The sequence below is a fragment of the Leclercia sp. 119287 genome (assembly GCF_009734485.1).
GTDB lineage: Bacteria > Pseudomonadota > Gammaproteobacteria > Enterobacterales > Enterobacteriaceae > Enterobacter > Enterobacter adecarboxylatus_C.
Map to the genome: position 1 here is coordinate 2,974,431 of NZ_CP046445.1, position 13,873 is coordinate 2,988,303.

10 protein-coding genes and 2 pseudogenes are annotated in these 13,873 nt (G+C 60.2%); 1 reads left to right on the top strand and 11 read right to left on the bottom strand.

The features are described from left to right. Positions 1 to 2: 2 nt before the first annotated feature. From GNG27_RS14335 to GNG27_RS14375, 9 genes and pseudogenes are all read right to left on the bottom strand, one after another. Entirely contained in the window at positions 3 to 1,052 is a 1,050-nt protein-coding gene (locus GNG27_RS14335) for a chemotaxis response regulator protein-glutamate methylesterase (protein ID WP_142486243.1), read from the bottom strand. Next, entirely contained in the window at positions 1,049 to 1,918 is an 870-nt protein-coding gene (gene cheR / locus GNG27_RS14340; RefSeq protein ID WP_142486244.1) for a protein-glutamate O-methyltransferase CheR, read from the bottom strand. Before cheR ends, GNG27_RS14335 begins: the two co-directional genes overlap by 4 nt. A gap of 19 nt (positions 1,919 to 1,937) precedes the next feature. Beyond that, positions 1,938 to 3,539: a methyl-accepting chemotaxis protein IV gene (tap, locus tag GNG27_RS14345; RefSeq protein WP_156264087.1), complete on the bottom strand. Its 1,602-nt coding sequence runs from the start codon at positions 3,537 to 3,539 to the stop codon at positions 1,938 to 1,940. A gap of 44 nt (positions 3,540 to 3,583) precedes the next feature. Continuing rightward, entirely contained in the window at positions 3,584 to 5,239 is a 1,656-nt protein-coding gene (gene tar / locus GNG27_RS14350) for a methyl-accepting chemotaxis protein II (protein ID WP_156264088.1), read from the bottom strand. A gap of 83 nt (positions 5,240 to 5,322) precedes the next feature. Next, positions 5,323 to 6,288, bottom strand: a complete 966-nt coding sequence (locus GNG27_RS14355; protein ID WP_142486247.1) for a spore coat U domain-containing protein — start codon at positions 6,286 to 6,288, stop codon at positions 5,323 to 5,325. After that, the gene (locus GNG27_RS14360; RefSeq protein WP_156264089.1) at positions 6,285 to 8,669 is read right to left on the bottom strand and encodes a fimbria/pilus outer membrane usher protein; all 2,385 of its coding nucleotides are present in this window, start codon (positions 8,667 to 8,669) and stop codon (positions 6,285 to 6,287) included. Before GNG27_RS14360 ends, GNG27_RS14355 begins: the two co-directional genes overlap by 4 nt. Next, the gene (locus tag GNG27_RS14365; RefSeq protein ID WP_156264090.1) at positions 8,645 to 9,403 is read right to left on the bottom strand and encodes a molecular chaperone; all 759 of its coding nucleotides are present in this window, start codon (positions 9,401 to 9,403) and stop codon (positions 8,645 to 8,647) included. Before GNG27_RS14365 ends, GNG27_RS14360 begins: the two co-directional genes overlap by 25 nt. Before the next feature lie 16 nt (positions 9,404 to 9,419). After that, positions 9,420 to 9,968, bottom strand: a complete 549-nt coding sequence (locus GNG27_RS14370; protein WP_156264091.1) for a spore coat U domain-containing protein — start codon at positions 9,966 to 9,968, stop codon at positions 9,420 to 9,422. Positions 9,969 to 9,983: 15 nt separating this feature from the next. Then, positions 9,984 to 10,133, bottom strand: a pseudogene (locus GNG27_RS14375) (spore coat protein U domain-containing protein); the annotation flags it as partial. Between GNG27_RS14375 and GNG27_RS14380 the strand changes: the two are divergent. Then, positions 10,125 to 11,174, top strand: a pseudogene (locus tag GNG27_RS14380) (dicarboxylate/amino acid:cation symporter); the annotation flags it as partial. The pseudogenes GNG27_RS14375 and GNG27_RS14380 sit on opposite strands and share 9 nt — an antisense overlap. A 139-nt stretch (positions 11,175 to 11,313) precedes the next feature. Here GNG27_RS14380 and cheW read toward each other — a convergent pair. Together cheW and cheA are read right to left on the bottom strand one after the other, a co-directional pair. Beyond that, positions 11,314 to 11,817 (bottom strand): chemotaxis protein CheW, encoded by a 504-nt coding sequence (cheW, locus tag GNG27_RS14385; protein WP_032611989.1) that lies wholly within the window; start codon positions 11,815 to 11,817, stop codon positions 11,314 to 11,316. Positions 11,818 to 11,838: 21 nt separating this feature from the next. Beyond that, on the bottom strand, positions 11,839 to 13,869 hold the full coding sequence (gene cheA, locus GNG27_RS14390) for a chemotaxis protein CheA (RefSeq protein ID WP_142486253.1): 2,031 nt from the start codon (positions 13,867 to 13,869) through the stop codon (positions 11,839 to 11,841). Between the last annotated feature and the right edge of the window lie 4 nt (positions 13,870 to 13,873).

The following is a 13,873-nucleotide window of genomic DNA, read 5'->3' on the forward strand; positions in this document are numbered from 1 at the left end:
CGTTAAATACGTATTGCCTGTCCGGCACTGATTTTTGCCAGCATCTGCTGACTAACCTGACTGAGATCGACCACTTCGCTGACGCCACCCATATTGATGGCCTCGCGCGGCATGCCGAACACTACACAACTTGCTTCATTCTGCGCGATGGTCCAGGCGCCAGCCTGGTGCATCGCAAGCATTCCGGCGGCGCCGTCGTTGCCCATCCCCGTCAGGATCACCCCAACGGCGTTGCGCCCCGCGTGTTTCGCCACCGAATGAAACAGCACATCCACCGACGGACGGTGCCGGTTAACCGGCGGCCCGTCATGAATTTTGATTTGATAGTTTGCACCGCTGCGCGCCAGCTCCATATGCTTGTCCCCCGGGGCGATATAGGCATGCCCTGGCAGAACGCGCTCGCCGTCTTCCGCCTCTTTCACGCTGATCTGACACAATTTGTTCAGACGCTCGGCGAACGAACGGGTAAAGCCTGGCGGCATATGCTGGGTAATCAGAATACCGGGGCTTGAGAGCGGCAATGGCTGGAGTACATGGCGAATTGCCTCTGTTCCCCCGGTGGATGCCCCAATCACCAGCAGTTTTTCCGAGCTTAACAGCGGGCCCGCCTTCAGGGTCACCGGCGCGGCCATCGGCTTGTGCATGGCCACCTGCGCCCGTGCGGCGGTACGAATTTTTTCCGCGATCATCTCGCTGTACGCCAGCATCCCTTCACGAATGCCGAGCTGCGGTTTGGTGACGAAATCCACCGCCCCCAGCTCCAGCGCCCGCAGGGTGATCTCGGAGCCTTTGCCGGTCAGCGAAGAGACCATCACCACCGGCATCGGCCGCAGACGCATTAACTTCTCAAGGAAGTCGATGCCGTCCATACGCGGCATTTCGACATCGAGAGTCAGCACGTCGGGGTTATATTTTTTGATTAAATCCCGGGCTACCAGCGGATCGGGGGCCGTCGCCACCATCTCCATGTCGCTGTGGCTGTTGATAATCTCCGTCATGATCTGGCGCATCAACGCCGAATCATCAACTGACAAGACCCTGATTTTACTCATGCTTTATCCTTACTCAGCGCATATACCGTCTGCCCACGCAGGCTAAACTCGCGCACGAGATTGCTGAAATTCTCCGAGTGCCCGGCAAACAGTAATCCGTCCGGCTTGAGCAACGGTACAAAGCGGCGCAGGATCTCCTGCTGCGTCGTTTTGTCGAAATAGATCATCACATTACGGCAGAAAATGGCGTCAAACGGCCCCGCCACGTTGTACTGTTTCTCCAGCAGATTGACCATGGAGAACTCCACCGCATTCGCCAGTTCGCTGCGCACCCGCACCAGCCCATCGTGCGGGCCGGTGCCGCGCATGAAGTAGCGCTGAAGCTGCTGTGGCGACAAGGTTTTCAGCTCGTCCTGGCGATAGATACCGCTCTGCGCTTTTTGCAGCACTTCGGTATCGATGTCGCTGGCGACCACCTTCCAGCGGCCCGGCGCGGTACCCAGGGTATCGGCCAGGGTGATGGCGAGCGAGTAAGGCTCTTCACCGGTCGAGGCCGCCGCACTCCAGACGCGATACTCGCCGCCGCTGCGGCGGCGGGCATGCTCCGCCAGCACCGGGAAGTGGTGAGCTTCCCGGAAAAAGGCGGTCAGGTTGGTGGTCAGCGAGTTGATAAACGCCTGCCACTCCGCGCTGTTCGGGTTCGCTTCCAGCATGCCGAGGTAGCGACCAAAATCATCCAGCTCGAGCGTGCGCAAGCGACGCACAAGACGGTTGTAGACCATGTCCCGCTTGTGATCGGCAAGCACAATCCCCGCGCGCTGGTAGATTAACTGACATATCCGACGGAAATGCGCATCGGACAGCGCGAGGCGCTGTGTCATCTGTAACAATAATGACGATTGCCCTGAGGGCAGTGGTGATGTCATAGCGCCTTCTTAATCACGTTCAGGTTCCGACTGGAACGGCCTGCGACCGCCCGACTTCTGTAACTGCTTCAACACGTTCATTCACATTAAATACCGCGACCAGCGAGGTCAGATGATCCGCCTGTCCGGCTAACTGGTCGGTGGCGGCCGCGGCTTCTTCTACCAGCGCGGCGTTCTGCTGCGTCACCTGATCCATCTGGCTGACGGCCAGCGCTACCTGCTCGATCCCGCGACGCTGTTCATCGGATGCCGAGGCGATTTCGCCCATGATGTCGTTCACCTGGGTGACCGAACTGACGATTTCAGTCATGGTTTTCGCTGCGGTATCCACCAGCTCCGACCCCTGCTGCACCCGCGACACCGACTCTTCAATCAGCACCTTGATCTCTTTTGCCGCATTGGCGCTGCGGCTCGCCAGGTTGCGCACTTCGCCCGCCACCACCGCAAAACCACGCCCCTGCTCGCCCGCACGGGCGGCTTCCACCGCGGCGTTCAGCGCCAGAATGTTGGTCTGGAACGCAATGCCGTCGATGACGCTGATGATGTCGCCAATCTTCTGTGAACTGGTGGCGATCTGATTCATGGTGTTCGCCACGCGGGAAGCCTGTTCGCCCCCCTTCTTCGCCGTCTGGGCCGCGCTCTTCGCCAGACCGGAAGCCTGACGGGCGTTATCGGCGTTCTGCCCGACGGTGGCGGTCAACTGCTCCATGCTGGCGGCCGTTTGTGCCAGCGACGCGGCCTGCTGTTCGGTGCGCGACGAGAGATCGTTATTGCCTTCGGCAATCTCCGAGATCCCGGTGTGCATGGCATAGCTGCCCTGACGCACCTCGGTTACCGTTTCGCGCAGCGAGCCCTGCATCGCTTTCAGGCTGGCGAAAATAGCCGAAATTTCGTTTTTGCCGTACACCGCCACCGGCCGCGCCAGATCGCCCTTCGCAATGCTGTCGAAATGGCTGCTGATGATCGCCAGCGGCTGAACGATCATCCTGCGTGACCACCACAGCGCGGCGCTGGTCAGTATCGCGGTCAGCACAATCATGGTGGCGAAAATCACGCCGGACATGTGGTAGCTGGTGCGGCTGTCGTTACCCGCGGCCTGCACAAACTGATTTATCTCCTGCTGCCAGGCCTCGGTGCTGGCGTCAAACGCCGCCTGCGACTCCTGTACCGGTGCGGTGAGAAAATCCGACAACTGGTTGTTTTCCAGCCAGGTCGCCTGATGTTCCAGATCGCTGTACCACTGACTGAACGCACCCTGCATCGCTTTTTTCAGCTCGCTGTCTTTCGCGCCGATCGCTGGCTGTTCGTTAAAGGATTTGAACATGCCGTCAGCCTGCTTCAGGCTGCTGCGCGCGGTGGTCATCAGCGCCTTGATGTCATCAGGCGGATAACTCAGCGCGGTCAGGGTGCCCGCTTTATTCAGCGCCGTGCTGGCCTGCAGCAGAACGGCGCGGCTCTGCGTCAGTAGCGCGCGCTGTTGGTTGCTGCTCTGCATCTCCTGCAAGTTCTGATAACCATCGCGAAAAGCCCAAAACGACAAGCCGTTACTGCCAACCTGCAACACCCCACAGACAATCAAAATCAAAAACAGGGTGGTCGAGATACGAATACGATTTAACATCCACGCTCCCATTTAGCGGCCAGCAGCCGCGATTTAACGATCGATCAAAATGTTTCCCAGTTATCATCTTTCCCGGTGGTCAGCGCGCGTACGTGGGCCGGTGCATTGACCGGCGCTGCCGGTTGCTGGCTGGCACGCGATAACACCGTTTTTCCAGGTGCAGAAGTAAGACGAAACGCCGAAACGGCCATCTTCAGACGGCTCGCCTGCTCTTCCAGTTGCGCCGCAGCGGTAGCGGACTCCTGAACCAGCGCGGCGTTTTGTTGTGTGACACGATCCATTTCCGATACCGCCAGGGCGACCTGGTCAATACCACGACTCTGCTCATCAGAGGCCGAGGCGATTTCACCCATGATGTCGGTCACGCGCGTTACCGCGTTGACGATGTCATTCATGGTTTCTCCCGCGCTTTCCACCAGCACCGAGCCGGTATCCACGCGCGCGACAGAATCTTCAATCAGGGCTTTGATCTCTTTGGCCGCGTTGGCGCTGCGGCTGGCGAGGTTACGTACTTCTCCGGCCACTACCGCAAATCCACGACCCTGCTCGCCGGCACGCGCGGCTTCCACCGCGGCGTTCAGCGCCAGGATGTTGGTCTGGAAAGCGATACCGTCGATCACGCTGATGATGTCAGCGATCTTCTTCGAGCTGCCGGCGATGTCGTGCATGGTTTTCACCACGCCATCCACCACCTTGCCGCCGCGCTGTGCGGTTTCCGAGGCGCTGTTCGCCAGCTGTGACGCCTGACGGGCGTTATCGGCGTTCTGCTTCACGGTAGCAGTGAGCTGCTCCATGCTCGCCGCGGTCTCTTCCAGCGCCGATGCCTGCTGCTCGGTGCGGGAGGAGAGATCGTTGTTGCCCATCGCGATTTCGCTGGTGCCGGTGTAGATGGCATCCGAGCCCTGGCGCACGTTGGCAACCGTCTCGCTCAGGGAGCGCTGCATATGGTCCACGGTGACGGCCAGCTGGGTGATTTCGCTGCGCCCGGCGATGGTCAGGCTCTGGGTCAGATCGCCGCTGGCAATCTGGCGAATATGGTCGATAACGCGATTTAACGGATTGAGCAGGGTATGGCGGATGCCGTACCAGACCCCTACCAGCACGATCGCCAGCGCCAGGGCGAGGATCCCCATCTGCCATTTGGCAAAGGTGTAATCTTTCACGCTGGCGTTGAATGCTTCCTGGTTACGCGCATCGGACGCGGTAACATAATCCCGCAGGGCGGTGCCCAGCGCGTTCTGCTTTGACTGGGTGGCCTGGGCGAAATAGGCGTCCATATTGCCGCTCTCGAGGAACTGGATCAGCTCCGTCAGCGCCGCGGCATACTCCTGGTATTTGTCATTGATGGTCTGACTCACCTGCGCCATCGACGGCTGTGGCGTGATGGCGCTGTAAGCCTTGAAGTGTTTGTCCGCTTCCGCCAGCGTCGTGCGGGCGCTGTTGATCAGTTCAGGTTGCGGCTTAGCGGGATCCGTCGCCATGCGCGCGGAGGCGCGGCTCAGGTTGATGCGCGTTTGCAGCAGGTAATCCCAGGTGGAGGTGATTTCGCTTTGTTGAACGCGGAATTCGTTAGAAACCGCAAAACTGTCCTGGTTGGCTTTAATAGAAGAGAAAAACAGACTGCCGGAAACGAGCTGTAACAGAGCGAAGACAGCCAGCACCAACATCAGCATTGTAACAACGCGCATACGGTTCAACATACAACACCTTCTTATGAATTTGTTCTCGGTGTTATCGGCACAACTGACGGGAACTTTACATTTGCGAAAGGGAAAAGCGTGGGTCAGAACGCGACGTCGACGACCAGGGTGTCGCTGTAATTACCGGCGGGGGGAGTGGTCTGATTAGTCAGGACGCGGGCGGTGTAGTTGTAGCTGCGTAACAGCCCGTCGGCGCTCACCTGCGAAGAGGCACCGCTGGACCAGCGTTCGCTGCCGCTGCTTCCCCAGCGATTGGCGGTCGCTTCTTTATAGATCTCATAGCTCATGCGGTTATTGCCGCTGGCCATCCGGCGCACGTTATTGCTGGCGTTAGCACCGTTATTGATGCCGATGGTATAGACGCTGCCTTTGGTGCAGGTCACCGAGATGGCCTGCGAGACGGTGGGGAAATTCTGCACCAGCGGCGCGCTGTTGAAGTTGACGTTCGGGGTGGTCATGGCGCTGCAGTCGTTGGTGACCGTCATGTTGAGGGTGATGCTGGTCAGCACGGTGCCGGTTTGCGGCGTGGTACATAATCCCAGCGCGCCCAAAAAGCAGACGTTGTAGCTTACGCTGAAGTTGAGGGTCACCTGATAGGGCCCGGCGCTGACGTTCTGTCCGGCGAGGGTGCGAAAATAGAGCGGGATGTTGTACTGGTTTGAACCGAGCAGAGTTAACAGCGACGTACCGTTCCAGGTGTAGCTCTTGCCTGTCAGCACTTCGCTGCTGCTGTTGCACGTAGACTGGCCGCACAGACGGATAGGGATCGCATCGGTGATAGCGGCGTTATCGGTGCGCTTCATCGTGCCGCGGCTGTTGGCGGCAATCGTGGCTCCGGTGAAGGTTAGGGTCACCGAATCGTTGGTCAACAAACTGAGCACCTTATCGCAGTTCACCACCAGCGTGCCGGTGGTTGCCACTTCATTGCTGCCGCTGAGGGCAAACGAGGTCACGCTGCCAAAGCTGGCATTGACGGTGCTGACCCGGCAGGCTCCCCAGCTGGTCGCCGAAAAGAGAAGCAATCCTACCAACAGAAGCAGGCGTTTCATGGCTGCACCCGGCAGGTCAGCGGACCGTAAGTTTGCAGCTTATGCTCCGGGTTCGCCGCCAGCGTCAGGGTGACATGGCAGCCTTTGCCCTCCGGCGTGATGACGTCGAGCGGGTTGACGTCCGCCAGATCTTCCAGCCAGGCGATGCCATCATAGCCCACCACCACCGGCTTGCGCCCCTGGCGTCGCACCTGGCTGCCCAGCGGGATCGCCTCCCCTGCCCCGTCGTGGAGGATCACGCTGGCGACCCGCTCCTGCTCCATCGGGAAATCCACCAGATAGCCGCTGTTACGCCGCAGGGCGATGCGGCGTTCGGTCTCCTTCAGGCGGGTATCGGCGGGTAAATTAAGGGTGTTAATGCTGTAGCTGGCCGGGTAATAGGCGGATACGCCGCTAATCAGCAGATAACCGTTGCGATTGGTTTTGCCCACCGGCTGGTTCTCATAGCTGACCGGCACGTCCGGCTGTCCGTCGGTGCTGACGACCACAAAGGCGTCGTTGATTTTGTTGGCGGCAAACAGCTCCCCGTCCATCAGCACTACCGCGCCCATCGCCTCGCCCCACCAGGTCATCATGTCGCGCTCGCCGTAGCCGCCGCCCTGCAGCTCAATATTGTTGTTACGCCACCCCAGGGTGGCCTGCTGATAGTTGCTGGCCTGCGACTGGCGCGCCCACGCCATATTCCAGCTGAAGCCACCGTCGGTGGGCATGGAGTGGTTATAGTTGAGCCGCTGGGTGCTGCCGGCATCCGGGGTGTTTTCCAGAGTGATGGCGGCGCTGTCGCGCTCCCCCAGCGGGATCTGCAGCGACAGGGCCACCGTCCAGTCGCCCTGCTGTCGATCCCGGCTGGCGGCGAGATAAATACTGCTGCTGCCCCATAGATTACGGCTCCAGGAGAGGTTCAGCAGCTCGGTTTTCTTATCGTCGAAACTCTGCACGCCGATCCATGCCGCGCCGATATTGCCATAGTCGCCAAGGTTAAAGGTCAGGGAATACTGATCGGTATTGCGGCTCAGGCTGGCGATGGGCTGGTCGTGCTCATCGTAGACGGTCGGCTGATCGTAGAGCGCGAGGTTGCCGAAGCCGCGATCGCGACGGCTGTGCTGGGTGGCAATGCTGAAGGCGTTGGTGCTGTACTGGTAGCCCCAGTTGACCTGCCCGCCGGTTTCGCCGCGCATCTTGCTTTGCGTCCAGGCGCTGTTCACCACCCCCAGACGCCCCAGCTTGACGATGGTTCCGGCCCCGCCCAGCGCCAGCTCCTCCGCCCCTTCAACGTGGCCTTCCAGCGTCAGCCAGTCGGTCAGCCCGTAGCGGTATGAGCCGCTGCCCGCCGCCGGGCCGTAGTCAAAATTCTTGATGCCGTAGTTGCGGCGCAGGCTGCCGAGGGTCATGGCCCCGTCACTAAGCCCCTGGCGAAGCAGATCACTGGTGACGTAAAACGGCATGGTGGTACTCACCTGGCGGCCCAGCGCATCGGTAGTGACCAGTACCGCATCCCCCGCGCCGTTGATGTAGGGCAGATTGGTGAGGGTGAACGGCCCCGGCTGCAAACGGGTGGAGCCCGCCCGGTAGCCGTTGACGAACAGATCCACCGAGGTGGGCACCGCCGCTTCACCCGAGAATTCGGGCAGCGGCCAGGTGACGAGGTCCGGGCGCAGGGAGAAATCGCGGCCGTAGCTGATGCCGCCCATGCGCACGCTGCTGCTCCAGCTCAGGGCATCGCTGATCACATCCCCGGCGGTCCAGGTGGTGGCGTCTTCTTCATCGGTGATCGTCAGGGTGGTGTCGTAGCGCACGTACCCTTCTTCCTGACCGCTGCCGCCGGACAAGTTTTTCCGCACATAGCCGGTGGAGGATAACGATCCCCGGTCGTCAAAATAGCGAAACTCATGCCACAGGGAGGCCTGGCCGCCGCTGTGTTCGGTGTGGTTGGTATAGAAGTCGTAGTTAAGCAGCGCCCCTTTACCAAAATGGGGGGTGCTGCGCGTCATCTGGCCGCTGAAGGGGGTGACGCGCGCGCCAATCCACTCCCGCGGAACGCTGAGCAGCAGCCGTTGCCCGGTGCTGTCATACTCGGCGCGCACGTCCGTCAGACGGCTGACGTTCACCTCTCCCGGCGGGACGTGTTCGGCGGGTAATCCGGCGCGGCGCAGATCGGCGCTGGCGACCAGATACTCCTCCTGCCGCCGGGTGACGGGCACCACCAGCCCGGTATCGTAATGGTTGACGATCAGCACCAGCTGGAATACGGCCTCGTCACTCATCGACTGCGGCACCGGCGGCGGAGGCAACATATCGTCACCGGGATCGGCCCAGCTTGCGGAACTGACGCAGAGCAGGATTAGCATCGACGGCTTCAGTTGACGGGGGCCGACTGCCATTGCGTGTCCCGGGCATTAATTTGCGCACGCATCTGGCCCGGGTGGTCCATCCCTGACGGTAGCGGCCAGCTGCGGGCGCTGCCCGGCAGCACGTAACCCAGCAGGCCATCTGCCAGAGTGCGACGCTGCCCCCCCTGTTGCAGCGTCACCTGACTGAGTCGGACATGCACATCGCCCTGATTACGGACCTGCAAGGCCGGCTGGCCATTCTCGCGGACCACCCGCCAGTTGAGATCCCGCGTCTCGACCAGCGCATGGTGCGCGCCGTCCTTAATGGTGGCAACTCCCTGCCCGTAGACAAACAGCGGAATGGAGTAACGCATCTGCAGCTTCAACCCCATCTGCGGGGTCTCCTTATCCTGCGGCTGGGGGATCTCATCCACGATGATGCGGTAGGCTTGCTCCACCCCCATCGGCACCTCGCTCTGTTTAATCAGGCGGATTAACTGCTTGCTGCCCTTAGCGATAGTGACAATCGGCGGGCTGGCCACCACCTCCTGCTGGGCGGTGTAGCGTTCGAGACCGTTTTCCTGCCGCCAGCGCACAATCCGCACCTGCATGGTGGTGGCGCTGGTGCCCTGGTTCTGCACCCACAGCTCCGTGGCTTTGGTATCCGCCGACAGCCACGGGTCGATGGGCCACAGCAGAATGGTGGCCGCCCCGTGGGCGGTATTGAGCGTCGCGCCCAGCGCCATCAGCAGACAGAGCGTGCGATATCCCGAAAATGCCTTCATTGTCCTTCTCCCTTTGTCACCACGACAGGGTCACAGTGAGTTGATCGGAATAATTTCCGGCCGGGCTGAACCCGGTCAGAAGCGCCACACCAAAAAGCGGTAGCGCAATGTTGTTGCTGTTGGTGTAAGCCACAGACACCGCCTGGTTAACCCCGATCTCACTGTTGGCCGCCAGGGAACTGCTGCTGTACAGGCGGTACGGCACCTGATTTGTCCCGCCGGCCCGCTGCATATTGCGCACCGAGGTGTAGTGCTGACCGCCGTCGATACTCATGCTCAGCGCCACGCCGGGCGTACAGGCGATGGACAGCGCGCCGTTCGGCACAAAGCTGGTATTCACCGCTCCCCGCTCCACCCCGTTGCGGGTGCCAAAGTCCAGGGTACCCAGAAGACCACCGCTGCTTGCGGCGACCGAACAGCCGGGGGTGATGGTGGCGCTCACCTGAAAGGATTGCGTCGTCACCGCATGGCCGTTTCCCGCCGCAAGCAGCAGCATGCTCAGGACAAAAAAAGCGCGCAGCCTGCCCTCTCCCGTATGTCGGAGCGTTTGTTTATCCACGCTCATTGAAACGTGCTGGCGCTAATAGGTGACGCTGACGTTAATGGTGTCGGTGTAAGTGCCGGGCACCACGGTGACGCTGTTGCCCCCGCCGGTGATGCGGCCATACAGGGTGTAGCTGTCGACGCCCCCGGCGGTAGAGGTCACCGGCAGCGGGGCGTTGTTGGCGAGACCGCCACCATTGGCCGCGTGGGCGGTAAAGCGATGGTCTGGTTTATCAGCTCCTCAGTACTCTCCATTCTGGTCGGATTGTTTATCGTTACCCTGTTACACCCGGGCAGCGGCCTGAATCTGGCCATCCCGGCCGGCACGGTGGATACGGGGCTGGCGACCAGCGGCATGTCGCTGAAAGGTTTCCTTTCCCATACCATCCCCACCAGCATTGCCGGGGCGATGGCCAATAACGAGATCCTGCAGATTGTGGTGTTCTCGATGTTCTTCGGCATTGGCGGCGCGTCGCTGGGGGAGAAATTTAATGCCCCGCTGGTGGCCGCGCTGGACGTGGTTTCCCACATTATGCTGAAAGTGACCGGCTACGTGATGTACGTTGCGCCGATGGCGATCTTCGCCGCTATCTCCTCGGTGATCGCCACCCAGGGGCTGGGGATCCTGCTTAACTACGCCTCGTTTATTGGCGGCTACTATCTGGCAATCGTCCTGACCTGCATGGTGCTGGTGGCGGTAGGCTATATGGTGCTGAAAAACGAGATCTTCCGCCTGGTGAGCATGCTGAAAGATCCGGTGCTGGTGGCCTTTACCACCAGCAGCTCCGAAGCCGCCTACCCGAAAACCCTGGAGCAGCTGACCCGCTTTGGCTGCTCGCGCAATATCGTCTCGTTCGTACTGCCGATTGGGTATTCGTTTAACCTGGTGGGCTCGATGGTCTACTGTTCGTTTGCCTCGATGTTTATCGCCCAGGCGTACAATATTCAGCTGACGTTTTCGGAAATCACGGTGCTGATGTTGACCCTGATGCTGGCCTCAAAAGGGATTGCCGGGGTGCCGCGCTCGGCGCTGGTGGTGCTGGCTGCCACTATCCCGAGTTTCCATATTCCGGTGGCGGGGATTTTGCTGCTGATGGGGATCGATCACTTCCTGGATATGGGGCGGTCCGCGATTAACGTGCTGGGGAACGGCGTGGCGACGGCGATGCTAGCGCAGAATGAAGGGCTGCTGGAGGATGAGCCGGTGTTAGTTGCGCAGGACGCGTAAATCTCGATCCGTAGGCCCGGCAAGCGCAGCGCCGCCGGGCGTTGCCGCATCAGGCACGGTGCGGCAATAAAAAAGCCGGGTGGCGGCTACGCCTTACCCGGCCTACAAACTGGCAACATAGCTGCCGTTTTGCGTTTACTTAGGCTACATGACTCGCCGCCACGTCCAGCAATGCCATCTCGTCGCTGTTCAGCAGCTTCTCGATATTCACCAGAATCAGCATCCGGTCACCGAGCGCGCCCAGACCGGTCAGGTATTCGGTGGAGAGCGTGACGGCAAATTCCGGTGCCGGGCGGATCTGCTCGGCAGTCAGGGAGAGCACGTCAGACACCCCGTCAACCACGATCCCGACCACACGCTGGCCCAGATTGAGCACGATCACCACGGTGTTGTCATCATACTCGACGTCGCCCTGGCTGAACTTCACGCGCAGGTCGACGATAGGCACGATAACGCCACGCAGGTTAGTCACGCCTTTGATGAAATCTGGCGTGTTGGCGATGCGGGTCACCTGATCATAGCCACGGATTTCCTGCACTTTAAGAATATCGATACCGTATTCTTCGTCACCTAAAGTGAAAACCAGGAATTCCTGCCCTGATGGCTCGCCGGCCAGCTTGGTTACATTACTCATACCGGTCATTTTTTTACCTTCTTAACTGAATCAGGCGGCTGTGTGCGCCATACGTTGTTCACGATTTAATCCCTGAAGCGCCGAAACATCGACGATCAGCGCCACGCTACCATCACCCAGGATGGTGGCGGCTGAAATGCCTGGCACCTTGCGGTAGTTGCTCTCGAGGTTCTTCACCACCACCTGATGCTGACCAATCAGCTGATCGACCAGCAGAGCATAGCGGCGGCCCGCGCTTTGCAGGATCACCACGATCCCTTGCGTGGCTTCGGTTTTGGCACCGTCCACGTCGAACACTTTCCACAGCTCCACCAGCGGCAGGTATTCACCACGCACTTCCAGTACGCGCTCCCCGCCCGCCAGCGGATGCAAATCTTCTTCACGCGGCTGCAGCGATTCCATTACCGCGTTCAGCGGCAGGATAAAGACTTCGTCCGCCACTTTGACCGACATGCCGTCAAGGATCGCCAGCGTCAGCGGCAGCAGGATACGGATGGTGGTACCTGAGCCCTGCTTAGACTTGATCTCAACGTGGCCGCCCATCTCCTGGATGTTACGTTTCACCACGTCCATGCCCACGCCACGGCCGGAGACGTCCGTCACCTGCTCGGCGGTGGAGAAGCCCGGGGCGAAGATCAGCATACCTACTTCTTCGTCGGTCATATTTTCGTTGACCGCCATCCCCTGCGAGATCGCCTTCGCCAGAATACGCTCGCGATTAAGGCCTGCGCCATCGTCGGTCACTTCGATACAGATGTTCCCGCCCTGATGTTCCGCCGAGAGGATCAGGTTCCCGACCGGGGATTTCCCTGCGGCAACGCGGTTTTCCGGCAGCTCGATCCCGTGGTCGAGGCTGTTACGCACCAGGTGCGTTAACGGGTCGATAATGCGCTCAATCAGGCTCTTATCCAGCTCGGTGGAGCTGCCCATCAGCGTCAGTTCGATTTGCTTATTCAGCTTACCGGCCAGGTCACGGACCAAACGTGGGAAGCGGCTGAAGACGTACTCCATCGGCATCATACGGATGGACATCACCGATTCCTGCAGATCGCGGGCGTTGCGCTGCAGCTGGCCCATGCTGGTGATCAGATCGCCGTGGTTCACCGGGTCCAGTTCGTTAGAACGTTGGGCCAGCATCGACTGGGTGATCACCAGTTCGCCGACCAGGTTGATCAGCTGATCCACCTTCTCAACGGCCACGCGGATACTGGTCGATTCGCTGGAGCGGGCAGCCGGCTTCTCACGTTCGCCACGGTTTGGCGCGGCAGGTTCGCCCGGGACGGCTTTCAGCGCCGGCGCAGCAGGTGCGACAGCCGGTACCGCCGGTGCAGCTTCAACAACCTCAGCCACTTCAGCCGATCCGGCAGCCGGTGCATCCGCTACCGCTTCAAAGTCGATCTGTTCAGGCTCAATCACAAAACAGAGCACCGCGACCACGTCATCTTTGCTGATGCCGCCATCAAGGGTGGCGGCCAGGGTATCCTTGCCCTTCACCACGTTGCTCAGCGTCGCCAGATTGCTCAGCTCCTCTTCCAGCAGATTCACTTCGCTCTCTTTCAGGCCGGAGAGCACCACGCGCACGCGGTCATCTGCGGCGGGTGCCGCCGCCGGGGCGGCGTCCACGACGCTCAGTTTCGCCGGGCTGACGGCAACGGCTGCCGTCTCGCCTTTGGCTTCCAGCGCTAACTGACGCAGGGCGTGGCAGATATATTCAAAGCTGGCAGCGTCCGGCTCTTGCGAGCTTTTATAGGCATCGAGCTGTTCCTGCATAATATCTTTCGTTTCCAAAAACAGGTTAATAATGTCGGTATTGAGCTGCATCTCACCGCGTCTGGCCTCATCCAGCAGGTTCTCCATCAGATGGGTCGTCTCCTGCAGAATGGTAAAGCCAAACGTACCGGCGCCTCCTTTTATGGAGTGGGCTGCACGAAATATGGCGTTGAGCTGCTCTGAATCCGGTGCCTCGGGCACCAGGTCCAGCAGATGTTGCTCCATATCCGCCAACAGTTCGTCGGCTTCATCAAAAAACGTCTGGTAAAAATCGCTAATATCCATGCTCACGCTA

Bases quoted from the DNA above. Each gene is read 5' to 3' on its own strand.
- cheR (WP_142486244.1), bottom strand. From the start codon at position 1,918: ATGACATCACCACTGCCCTCAGGGCAATCGTCATTATTGTTACAGATG.
- tap (WP_156264087.1), bottom strand. From the start codon at position 3,539: ATGTTAAATCGTATTCGTATCTCGACCACCCTGTTTTTGATTTTGATT.
- GNG27_RS14370 (WP_156264091.1), bottom strand. From the start codon at position 9,968: ATGAGCGTGGATAAACAAACGCTCCGACATACGGGAGAGGGCAGGCTG.
- GNG27_RS14365 (WP_156264090.1), bottom strand. From the start codon at position 9,403: ATGAAGGCATTTTCGGGATATCGCACGCTCTGTCTGCTGATGGCGCTG.
- GNG27_RS14355 (WP_142486247.1), bottom strand. From the start codon at position 6,288: ATGAAACGCCTGCTTCTGTTGGTAGGATTGCTTCTCTTTTCGGCGACC.
- GNG27_RS14360 (WP_156264089.1), bottom strand. From the start codon at position 8,669: ATGGCAGTCGGCCCCCGTCAACTGAAGCCGTCGATGCTAATCCTGCTC.
- GNG27_RS14335 (WP_142486243.1), bottom strand. From the start codon at position 1,052: ATGAGTAAAATCAGGGTCTTGTCAGTTGATGATTCGGCGTTGATGCGC.
- tar (WP_156264088.1), bottom strand. From the start codon at position 5,239: ATGTTGAACCGTATGCGCGTTGTTACAATGCTGATGTTGGTGCTGGCT.
- cheW (WP_032611989.1), bottom strand. From the start codon at position 11,817: ATGACCGGTATGAGTAATGTAACCAAGCTGGCCGGCGAGCCATCAGGG.